Origin of the sequence: Pseudoalteromonas sp. Z1A2, assembly GCF_011378755.1 — a bacterium.
Taxonomy (GTDB): Bacteria; Pseudomonadota; Gammaproteobacteria; order Enterobacterales; family Alteromonadaceae; genus Pseudoalteromonas; species Pseudoalteromonas distincta.
The window spans coordinates 25,283-37,541 of sequence record NZ_WTKX01000022.1 but is presented as its reverse complement, the minus strand read 5'-3'; the positions used below and the strand labels follow the sequence as shown (position 1 = coordinate 37,541).

6 protein-coding genes and 1 tRNA gene are annotated in these 12,259 nt (G+C 37.5%); 5 read left to right on the top strand and 2 right to left on the bottom strand.

Annotated features, from left to right (window positions below; translation table 11 throughout):
- Positions 1-104: 104 nt before the first annotated feature.
- Both GQR47_RS14890 and GQR47_RS14885 read right to left on the bottom strand, forming a co-directional pair.
- A complete protein-coding gene (locus GQR47_RS14890; protein WP_024596589.1) occupies positions 105-887 on the bottom strand; it encodes a DUF481 domain-containing protein in 783 nt (260 codons plus the stop codon).
- A 185-nt stretch (positions 888-1,072) separates the two neighbouring features.
- On the bottom strand, positions 1,073-1,891 hold the full coding sequence (locus GQR47_RS14885; protein ID WP_024596588.1) for a mechanosensitive ion channel domain-containing protein: 819 nt from the start codon (positions 1,889-1,891) through the stop codon (positions 1,073-1,075).
- Positions 1,892-2,175: 284 nt separating this feature from the next.
- On the opposite strand from GQR47_RS14885, the gene GQR47_RS14880 reads away from it, so the two are divergent.
- The 5 genes from GQR47_RS14880 to GQR47_RS14860 all read left to right on the top strand — a co-directional run bounded on the left by GQR47_RS14880 (position 2,176) and on the right by GQR47_RS14860 (position 12,244).
- A tRNA-His gene (locus GQR47_RS14880) sits at positions 2,176-2,251 on the top strand.
- A 522-nt stretch (positions 2,252-2,773) separates the two neighbouring features.
- A complete protein-coding gene (locus tag GQR47_RS14875) occupies positions 2,774-4,099 on the top strand; it encodes an outer membrane beta-barrel protein (RefSeq protein WP_165723961.1) in 1,326 nt (441 codons plus the stop codon).
- A gap of 12 nt (positions 4,100-4,111) precedes the next feature.
- Positions 4,112-5,233 (top strand): FecR domain-containing protein, encoded by a 1,122-nt coding sequence (locus tag GQR47_RS14870; RefSeq protein WP_165723960.1) that lies wholly within the window; start codon positions 4,112-4,114, stop codon positions 5,231-5,233.
- 39 nt (positions 5,234-5,272) lie between these two features.
- Positions 5,273-11,401 carry an Ig-like domain-containing protein gene (locus tag GQR47_RS14865; RefSeq protein WP_165723959.1) on the top strand — a complete coding sequence of 2,043 codons (6,129 nt, stop codon included), beginning with the start codon at positions 5,273-5,275 and terminating at the stop codon, positions 11,399-11,401.
- Positions 11,402-11,410: 9 nt separating this feature from the next.
- Entirely contained in the window at positions 11,411-12,244 is an 834-nt protein-coding gene (locus GQR47_RS14860) for an MBL fold metallo-hydrolase (RefSeq protein ID WP_024605050.1), read from the top strand.
- Positions 12,245-12,259 lie beyond the last annotated feature (15 nt).

The following is a 12,259-nucleotide window of genomic DNA, read 5'->3' as shown; positions in this document are numbered from 1 at the left end:
GTCTACAACCAAAATTGGCCGCTATAATACCTTAATTTTAAGCAAATAAAAAAGGGACTTTCGTCCCTTTTGTCACTTTAGTGTCATTAACTTAACTACATTGGTTAAAAACTGTAAACCAACGTGAATGACGTTTCAGTGTCAGTGCTTTCTTTGTCGTCAGCAACATCTGAGTTGTTAGTGACATTAAAAGCGACTTTCATTTGTAACGAGCCGTTTATTTTTGCAAGTAATGCAGTTTCAGAACGAGTTTTAGTGTTTGTATCACCGTACTCAACAGCAACTAATTGAGTAAAACGTGCATTCTCAGAAATTTGCCAGTTGTAATCTAACTTACCCAAGGCAATTACTTCGCCTTCAAATTCACCAGCAAGAGAGTTACCGTTGTCATCAACTTCAGTGCTGTCATCTGGGTATTCAAAGTATTTATAACCAGGACCAATTTCAGCACTTAGCCACATAGTTTTTTCGTTTAATAAACGTAAACCGTAACCTGCAGAAATTACTGACTCACTTCTATACGCTCCAAAATAATCTGAAACGTGTGAACCATAAATGAATAAATGAGAATGATCTTCATTTAATTTGTAATTACCTTGTGCAGAAATTGAATACTTCTCGTTAGTGCGCTGCTTGTTTTTGTCACCATTAGCATCTTCAACTTCATCTTCTTTGTAGATGCCGTCTAGCTTGTATTCGTTGTTCCAGTGTTCAAGGTTGTGCTGAACTTTAATGCCACCTTTAAGCGTGGTCGTTTCTGTATTACCACTTGTGACAATAGCACCTAGTTCACTGGTAACTTCCCACGTTCTTTGTTCTGCGTCTGCAGCAAATGCGTTTGTTGCAGCAGAAGCCGCAACTAAAACTGATAAAAGCTTTAATTTCATTAAAAAATAACCTTTGTATAAATGTACATCTATTTTATTAAAGCATTACTTGTTAGAGCAAGCTAAACAGCTAAGTAATAATGTAAAAAATTTTCATGCAGCAAATACCGCATGAAAATTTTATGTTTAATAGCTCTTTAGCACTATAACAATTAAAGATAACTTTAATTAAATAACTATTTAAATTAGTCTTGCTTGTGAAAGTGAACATCCATTTGTGGAAATGGGATAGTAATATCTGCATCATCTAATGCGATTTTAATATTTTCCATTAATGACCAGTAAGTCGGCCAATAATCAGCAGCGTTAACCCAAGGACGAACAATAAAGTTAACACTTGAATCGCCTAACTCATTTACAGATACATTATAAGCTGGATCTTTAAGTATGCGTGTTTCTGCATCTAATACAGATTTTAATACTTCTTTTGCGTGACGTAAATCAGCATCGTAGCCAACACCAATAACTAAATCGATACGACGAGTAGACTCTCGTGAAAAGTTAGTAATAGCACCAGACATTATTTGAGAGTTTGGTACGATAATTACTTTATTATCTGGAGTACGTAGTTCAGTTGAGAATATTTCGATTTTTTTAACTGTACCCATTTTATTACCTGCTTCAACAAAGTCACCAGACTTAAATGGACGAAGTAAAATAATTAGTACGCCTGATGCGAAGTTAGATAATGAACCTTGCAATGCTAAACCAACAGCTAAGCCGGCAGCACCTAAAATAGCAATGAACGAAGTTGTTTCAATGCCAATTTGCGAAAGTGCCATTAAAATAGTTACAGCAAATACAAGTGTGTACACAATACTTGAAACAAATGAAGCGACAGCTTTATCGACTTTCTTTTTAGCAAAACCTTTTTCAGTTAAGTTAGAACAAAACTTAGCAACACGACTACCAAGTAAAAAGATAACAAGCGCAACAACAGCTTGTATACCGTAGTGTAAAATTAGGCCTGAGTTATCGTTAAGCCAATTAAGTACTGAATCCATATTTACTCCAAATGTTTTTTATTAAGCGTTTTCGGGCATTATTATACATTAATTTACAATTTATTCTCATGAAATAATGAATTAATACTATTAAATGCAAGTATATTCGATTTTTTAGAGGCATTTATGCGATAAAACATAGCCTACCTTGAAAAAATATTAACGACTAAATACTAATTATATTTGCCTGATTTAAATTATTTTAATTTATTTCACTTTTGGGCTTCACAACAATTATTATTTTATGTATTATGCGCGCCACACCAAACAAGGTGTGTGTAGTGGCGGTTGTAGCTCAGTTGGTAGAGCCCCGGATTGTGATTCCGGTTGTCGCGGGTTCAAGCCCCGTCAATCGCCCCACTTTTTTCCTAGAAAGCCTCATATTTATACCCTATCTTTACTCTGTAATATAAACTCTAAAATACCTCAATATATTAGCCTTGCAACACAATTATTAATACTCTAGTTAAACCCACTAATTTACAAATCTCGCGCTGCGATTAAATCATCCCTAGATTAAAAAATTTCAATCCACAAAGATCAACACGCCCTAATTAGTAATAATATTTAATAAACAAGTATTTAATACCAATTCGCTTAATTAAGTGATCTATTTTGAGGATGGAAAAACATGTTGATAGCTTGACAAAAAACTCGCTATTTAGTTGTTCTATATGAGAATTTTATAACACAGGTAGCGACACGTTTAGCCCCGCAAAATGATTAAGTATTATCGCGGATTGGTATAACTCGTTACTTATCTACAATTAATTAACCAATGTGACTGTATTAACTATACTTAGCTACAAAAAGTGGTAGGTTTCTAATGTTGGCATCACTTTTTACAAAACATCAAACTTCTACTGGGATATAAAATTAAGCATGATTAAACAGGTTTTAGGAAATTTACTGTGTAGTTGTTTAGCTGTAATGAGCTTTAACTCATTGGCTCAAAGCAATGATGAATTCAATAAGCTATTGATTGAGCTTCAAAAATTAGTTTCTGAAAAAAAATACACTCAGGCTTATCAAAAAAGTAATAGCGAATACCAGTACCTAGGCGAACCCGTATACGACTTTTTATTAGGGGTCAGTGCACTTAAAACAGGGCATGCGGCGCCAGCTGTATTTGCCTTTGAACGTGTGGTTGAAAACAACCCAAGGTGGTATCAAGCTCGTTTGTATTTAGTGCGCGCTTATTTAACAGTTAATAATTTACCTGCTGCTGACACACAAGCTTTAATACTGATTAACTCACCTAATACACCTAATAACATAAAGTCTTCAGCACAGTCATTGCTAGAAACTGCAGCACTTAAGCAACAAGAGGCTGGACGCTCTTATAAACAAAATATTGAGCTTGCCCTTGGCGTAGATGGCAACGTAAACGCAGGTACTGCAGAAAATACGATTATAATTCCTAATATTGGTGAATTTTTGTTATCGCCAGAAAGTAAAAGTACGCAGGACAACTATGCACGACTTAATTACAGAGGAAAGTACTCTCACCCTATTGACCAAAAAAGCTTAATCACTTTAAGTATTGATACCGGGTGGTACAAGTTTGCAGAACTCAGTCAATACGATCGTATAAATGCGCACATTAATGCCGCCTATCAATATAAACAAAATGACATAAGTTGGTTTGCACGAGTTGCTACCACTCCGTTGATGCTTGATGGTGAACTTTATCGTACTGAATCAGCTTTAACGGCCGGAGCTAATTTTACGCTAAATAAACAAGTTAATTTATTTAGCTCTTTGACTGCGGGTGTTTTAAACAATAGATTTGATGAAAAGCTCGATAACTCATTTTATGCGATGAATGCAGGTGCTAGCTATGCAGCTAAAAATTGGTTTCAAAGCTTAAGCATTAACGCTAAAAGCGAGGAAGCCGACATTACTGAAGGTGAATTTAATAGCCGTAATATTACGAGCTTGTACTACCAAGCAAACACTCAACTAGCTCAACATTTGCAGTTGTTGTCTCTTGCTGGATACCAATGGATTAATTATAAAGATGATCACCCTTTATTTTTACAAGAACGTGCCGATAACCTTCTTATGTTCTCAACTTCTGTTCGCTACTTAGTTAATCGCGATTTAGCCATACAGTTGGCTGCCAACTATCAAGATAAATCCAGTAATATTTCTTTATTCGAATATGACCGTTTAGATATCAATTTAAGCGCTTCTTACTCATTTTAATTTAAGGTATTTATGAAACATTTACTCCCTGTAATTACCACTTTACTTTGTGTAAGTTTTTATACACAAGCAAATGATCCTGCTGGTAAAACTATTTTAGCGCGAGGCTCTGTACTAGCGGTTGATGGAAGCAATGAACAACAACGACAGTTGCAGCGCAGAGATACTGTTTTTGGCGTAGATCGCATTACGACTGGAGAGAAAAGCAAAGCGCAATTTTCGATGTTGGATGGTGGTTTAATAGCCTTAAAAGAAAACTCAGTATTAAATATTGCTAACTACGAATTTAATGACAATACCCAACAAGGCTCTGCTTCTATTGAGTTACTTAAAGGCGGTTTGCGCTCTATTTCCGGCGTAATTAAAAAAAATGGCGGCTCTTATAGTGTAAAAACTCCCGTAGGCTCTATTGGTATACGCGGAACGCATTTTGAAGTTCAACTGGTTAAAGGCGATGTATTTTTAGCGGTATGGGATGGCGCAATAGATTTAACGTTAGAAAATAATAACGTGGTTTCTTTGGGTGATAACGAGGCATTTTCGTTTGCACAAATTACAGCCTCTGGTGAAGTATTAAAAACGACGCGTGCAGCACGTGTGTTTGAACAAAATATAGTAACGATCGACCCTAAAGATGACAACGAAGAAGAGACTGAACAAGCATCTGTAACTGAAGTTGAAGTAAATGCTTTTGAAGCAGATACAGATACTATGGATATATATTCTGAACAACAATTTCAAACAGTTAGCAGCGCATCTTTAGTCGATCAAATAGCTCAGCGCCAAGGTGTATTTAACTATGAAGCATCAAGCTTTAATGTAAATTCGAGTGTGGGTGCTGTTACTGACTTTGCTATGACTATGGCAGTTGATTTTGATAATGGCACAGTGCCTGATGGCGAAATTAGTTTTAATGACGCGGGCGGAAATTGGTATGCGGCTTACAGCGGTTTAATAAATTTAAGCGAACTTGACTTAGCCGTTACATTTGCATCCCATGGCAACAATAAAGCCGAGGGCGATGTTGATGCAATATTTTTGAATGACTTAGACAACATTACTGGCAACTTTAATCTTAACGAAATAAATAATCCTGATGTAAATGCTAGCGGTTCTTTTAAATTAGAACCATAAACACATTGGATACAAAGCTTTTATTATGGAGTATTTAAAATGACAGCAAAAAATATATTTTTGCTTGGTTCTATGGTGTTTTTGTTAAGTGCCTGTGGAGGCTCAGAAGAAAGCCCTGCTCAAGAGACAATACAATCACCTACGGCTGAAGTAGTACCGCCAACGGTGACTAGCTATATAAATTTGGCTGGTGTTATAGCGAGTAATCAAACCAAGAGTACAAAAGTTTTAGGTGCTGTCACTTCAAGTAGAGGAGTTGTTGGAGCAAGTTTAGCAAATACTCGCGCTAATATTGTTTTTCCACAAACAAACGACACCGTACAAGGTAATGTTTCTTTTTTACTTGAAGCTTCGGATACTGATGGCATTGCTGAAGTTAATTTAGTGCTCCCTAGTGTTAATAAAAGCATATCACTGTGTTCTTCTGATTGTGGTGTTGGCTACGAAAAGTCAATTATAGGCCTCAGCCCTGCGCTTTATGGCGTAACTCCAGGGGAAATACGTCTTGAAATATGGATAACTGACACTTTAAATAATCAAGCACTTGCTGATGCAATCACTTTTAACTGGCAACCATATCAAATTGAAGGTGTTACAGCACAACGAGACGAAGATAATATTAATCTTTCGTGGCAAGCCAACCCCGAACTTAATCGTTACAACGTTTATATTGCAACTCAAGCTGGAGTCTCATCTACTAATATTAATGAATTAGAGAATGGGCAACAATTTTTAAGTATTCAAGATACTGCATTAAGCATTACCGAGTCACTTACAGATAAAAGTTACCAAGTACTTATTACCGGTGTTGATGGCAGTGGTGAAAGTGGTTTTGCTAATATAATAAACATAGCACCAGTGGGTGGAGAGCTTGCATTTGCACCAGAGGCAAATGTCGATCAGTTTCAGATAAATGAAGATCAAACTCTGCAAGGTAACTTTCTAACGAATGATACGAATCAATACAGTGGTGATTTACGTGTAAATGCAGATGCATTAATTCTACCGCAGCATGGCACTCTTAATATAAATGAAAAAGGGGATTTTACTTATATCCCTATTGCAAACTTTAATGGTGAAGATGCCTTTAGCTATCAAGTTGCTAACGAGCTAGGTATGACAGATACCGCAGTTGTAGAGATAACCATTTTAGCTGTTAACGACGCTCCTATTGCGCTTGATAATACTTACAGCATTACAAACAATGGAACCTTAGTTGTCCTATCGCCAGGCTTACTTATAAACGATAGCGATATAGACTTAGATGACTTAACTGTTGATACAACGCCGGTTAGCGAACCAACCAGAGGACAATTAACCCTTTTTGATAATGGTGGCTTTGAATACCAAGGCGAGCAAAATATGCAAGGCCAAGACAGCTTTCAGTACAGAGTTGTTGATGCACAAGGTGCTCAGGCTATTGCAAATGTAACTATTGTAAGCTCAAACACTAACGTAGCCCCTGTAACAAAAAATGATAGCTATAGTTTAAGCGAAGATGAAACACTTGTGGTTACAGCTGCCAATGGTGTGCTTAGTAACGATACTGACCCAAATAATGACAGTTTTTCAGTTGATGAAACGTTTATGGTGGCACCCACACATGGCCAACTATTATTAGCAACTGATGGCAGCTTTAATTATGTGCCGGATGCTAATTTTAATGGTGTTGATCAATTTCAATACCAAGCTATAGACTCATTAGGTGCAACCTCTACAGCCACAGTAACTTTAGTAATAAACAGCGAACCCGATAACCCTGTTGCACAAAATGATGCCTATCAATTTAGCAAAAATAAACTATTTGAAGTAACAGTACAAAATGGCTTGTTAATTAACGACTTTAATATTGAGGCTGGTGATTTATCGGTTAATACCACGGCAATTAATACAACTCAAAATGGGGAACTTACATTAAATGCTGATGGCTCGTTTACCTATCAGCCAGACTTAAGTTTTATTGGTGTAGATAGCTTTACCTATTCAATTTCAAATGAGCAAGGCTTAACTGCAACAGCTCAAGTAACCTTAAGTGAAAGCGGCGTTAATACTTTTCCAGAAGCCAATGACGATCAATATACGTTAGACGAAGACAGCTCTGCATCTTTATTAGATGTGCTAGCTAACGACACTGATGCAGATGGCGATACAATTACTATTTCTAATATAGAAAATACTGCTGGTGAAGCGACTATTGTCGCCGGAAAAATACAGTTTACTCCACCAGCAAATTTTTCAGGTGAGATAGTACTAACTTACACCATTACTGATGGTTATAGCACTGGTAATGAAGGTATAAACGACAGAACAGCAAGTGTGACGATTACCATTACACCTGTTAATGATGCCCCTACTGCAAATGCTGATTCAGTAACGATGAACGAAGATGCTCCTGCGTTATTAGTTAACGTATTAGCTAACGACTCCGACATTGATGGCGATACTCTTGTGATAACAGCTGCTACTGCAGATATAGGTTCTGCATCTGTTGTTGATAATAAAATCCAATATACGCCTACTGCTAATACAAATGGAACAGCAATTATTAACTACACAATAAATGATGGGAACGGCGGTACTGCAACTACTAACTTAACAATTACTATTACTCCCGTAAACGATGCTCCAATAGCAAACGCAGACTCAGCTACAATAGATGAAGATGCAGCGCCAATACTAATAAATGTATTAGCAAATGACTCAGACGTGGATGGCGACAGCCTTGCCATAAGCGCAGCATCAGCTGATATTGGCTCTGTATCAGTGGTTGGCAATCAAATTCAATATACACCAACAGCCGACGACAACGGCGTAGCAACAGTTACTTATACTGTAAGCGATAGCAGCGGTGGTGCCAGTACAACAACGTTAACTATCACTATTACACCTGTAAACGATGCTCCAATTGTAAACGCAGACTCAGCTACAATAGATGAAGATGCAGCGCCAATACTAATAAACGTATTGGCAAATGACTCTGACGCGGATGGTGATAGCCTCACTATCAGTGCAGCATCAGCTGATATTGGCTCTGTATCAGTGGTTGGCAATCAAATTCAATATACACCGGCAGCCGACGACAACGGCTTAGCAACAGTTACTTATACTGTAAGCGATAGCAGCGGTGGCGCCAGTACAGCAACGTTAACTATCACAATTAAACCTGTAAATGATGCTCCAATAGCAAATGCTGACACGGCAACGATGGATGAAGATGCAGCACCGCTACTCATTGATGTGTTGATTAATGATTTAGACGCTGATAGTGATAGCCTAAGCATAACAGCAGCGTCAGCCGATAGCGGTTCAGTATCCGTTATTGATAACAAACTACAGTACACACCGGCTGTAAATACCAACGGTATTGTTGTTGTCAGTTATACTGTTGATGATGGGAATAACGCTACAGATACTGGTAGTTTGTCAATTACGATTGCTCCTATTAACGATGCTCCAGTTGCGTCAAACCAAGGTTTTAATATTAGCGAAAACGCAACCGATGGCGACACTATTGGGTCTGTTAGTGCCTCAGACATTGAGAACCAAAATTTAAGTTACACCATACTCAGTGGTGCCCCCATATTCGAAATAAATAATGATTCTGGCTTATTAACTGTAAAAGGTGAAAGCCCGTTTGATTTTGAAACAACTCCTCAGTACATATTGAGCCTAGCTATTACTGACGACGGTACGCCTAACGAAACAACTCCTATTAATATAATAATTGATATCACTGATGATATGGAGCCCCTAGTTCCTGTTGAAGATGAAACATTTGGTCGCCCTATAACAGGTGAACTTGAGCTTTCTGGAGTTTTTTCAAGCGGTGAATTTAATGACAGTATTGAGCTAAATAATAACCTTTACTTTGTAGGTTTTAGTAATAACAGCGACAAAGATATTGTTATTGCATCGTATACAACGAGTGGTGTGATAAATACAGCATTTAATGGTGATGGCGTTAAAGTATTAGATTTAGAAAATGATGAACAAGCAACAGCTATTATCTCTGATGGTACAAGCCTCTTTGTTGCTTACACTAGTTTTGATGGCACAAATACCGAAGCATGTTTGTTGAAAATGAATACCGCTGGCGTATTAAGTAATAACTCTGGAGATAATAATTCAGGTATTCACTGTACCGCATTAGCAAGCACCCTCGTGATTAATGACCTTGAATTTAGCGACAATAAAATTCAGGCTGTTGGTAAGTCATTTAATGGTAACGACAACGATAGCTTATGGATAAAATACGACATATCTACGCTCGCTTATGAAGCCGGAAGCCCTAAAATTGTCGATGTGAGCGGCGCTAGTAGAGATGACGAAGCGTTTGCTATTAAAAACTTTAATAGCTCTGATCTTATGGTTGTTGGCAGTGTCACAAGTGCAACTGGTGATAAAGACGTACTTATTCGTTATTTAATTTCTGATGGTGAAAACAATGGAAGCTTTAATGGTAGCGCAGCATTATCGCTCGACTTGTCCAAGAATAATAAAGATGACGAACTATTTGCAATTGGCGGCGCTAAAAACACCGACTTTACAGCTTTTGCAGGTGGTTACATAACTCGTAATAGTGGTGAAAAAGAAGCCGTGGTTTTGGCTATTGATAAAACAGGTACTCTTATAGCGAGTTTTGGTGATGCAGGTACTGCTATTTACGATATTGATAGTGATAGTGGTAGTGGTGATGGTGGCGCGAGTGTAACCGGCGTAAAATACGAACCTATAAAAAATGAAATTATTTTGTCAGGCACAACTGGGATTTCAGCTACTGAAAAGTTATTTTCTGCTCGAATTCTAACTGCTGATGGTTCACTTGATAGTGCTTATGGCACATCTGGAATTAATATTATTTCGGGTATTAATGGCAAACAATTTGCAAAAGCAGCAACTATAGATGCGAATGATACAGTATGGGTATCGGGTGTTATTGACGACTCAACCACTAAACCATTTGTTGCAGCAATTGACGAGCAAGCCACATTATTCAGTAACTTTGCAGACGTTGGTTATCTTGCTTTTGATACTATAAGCGCAGAATCTGACGATCAATCAATGCACGTTTTACAACTGAGCAATGGCCCTCAGGTCGGTAAGTATATTCTTGCATCAACGGCTAAATCGAACTCAATTACTAAGTTAGTATTAACACGCTTTACGAGTACGGGTGCTATAGATACTAGCTTTAGCGAAAGTGGTCATAAAGAAATTGCCATAGATTTGAGCGTACCTAATATAGCGTTGGTTGAACACAATAGCGGCAGCTTATTTATTGCGGGATCTAAAAGCAAAACTGACGGTGAAGAGGGCTTTATAGCTAAAGTTGATCAAAATGGTGATTTAGATACCTCATTCGCCAGTGATGGTATTTACTCTACTTCTATTTCAGGTGCTGAAAAGCTTAACTTAACTGATTTAGCACTACATGATGGCAACGTTGTAGCAGTTGGCTCTGTAGTTATAGCCGATACTCCTAGTTCGTTTATCATGATGCTAGATTCTGACGGTACACTTGACGATGACTTTGGTAGCAATGGAAAAATTATAGGAACACCTTTTGAATATTATGAAAGTGTTTTTATCAGTGATGATAGTATTTTTATTGGTGGTAAATCTGTATCAGGTGCCAGTTCAGAATTAATAGCATTAAAGCTCGACTCTGACGGTGAGCAAACCTACAAATACATAGGTGAAACAACCATTGATTCCGAGAATAAAATGGTAAAAGTATTAGTCGACGAATCAAATAAATTATATTTAATTGCAAACGTTGTAGATACGCCTAATAAAGCTAGTATTACGCGATTATTCGCATCTGGAGTAATTGATGACAGCTACCCTTTAGACCAATATACATTAGCTTCAACGGGAGATACCGAAGTAAAAAGTGCCGTTTTTGATACCAACAACAATATTGTTTTAGTTGGTATGGGCAACAATAAAGGCATGTTAGCGCGCATTTTAACTGACGGTACTTTAGATAATACGTTTGGAGCCAGTGGTGTCGGATTTTATGAAGCAAGCCAATGTGTCAGTACGCATGTGTTTACTTCAATCATTCTGCAAAATGATACCCAAGTTGTTGTAAGTAGCACTTGTAATGACACTAACTCTAACAATGTTAGTATTTCTAAATTCAATTTTGAAGCAGATGGAGCTTAGCCTTAAATTATGAAAGTTGAATTTTTTGGTGTTAGAGGCTCGATGCCTTCAGCTGGAAGTAATACACACATTTTTGGGGGAAATACCTCATGTGTGTACATTGAACAAAACAACGGTAAAGATCTTATTTTAGACTCTGGTACCGGTATTGTAGAACTCGGTACACGTTTACTAGAAACACAAAGTCCTATCAATATTTTGCTAACGCACAATCATTGGGATCATATTCAAGGGTTTCCTTTTTTTAAACCTATCTACCAGCCCAACCGCAATATAACCATTGTAGCTGGCAACGTTGATGATAAAAAAAGCCAAGATGCCATATTAAAGCAAATGAGTGGTTCGTACTTTCCTGTGTGTTATCAGGATTTACCTGCCAATATTACGCTTAATACTGATTTATCGTCTCAAAAGCAATTTACACTTAACGGTTTTTTGGTTTCTACTGCTCCACTGAATCACCCTGGTGGCGGTACTGCTTATTGCATTAAAGCAGATGAAAAAAAGATAGCTTACGTTACCGACAATGAGCTAAACCCACCAGACAAGCTAAACACAAGTATTTGCGAATGGAGTAATTTTATTGAAGGCGCTGATTTACTAATTCACGATGCTCAATTTATAGATGCAGACTTGCCTCTTAAGCATGGTTGGGGTCATAGCACCATAGATCAGGTTGCTGAGCTTGCTATAAAAGCGAGTATTAAAAATGTGATTATTATTAGCCACGATCCATCAAGAACCGATGAACAGTTAGTCGCTATAGAAAAGTATTTACACACGCAGTACGCTCAACAGGTAAAAATAGAATGCGGCCGAGAAGGACGAGTTTTTGATTTTTAGTCTATCAAGGAGCGT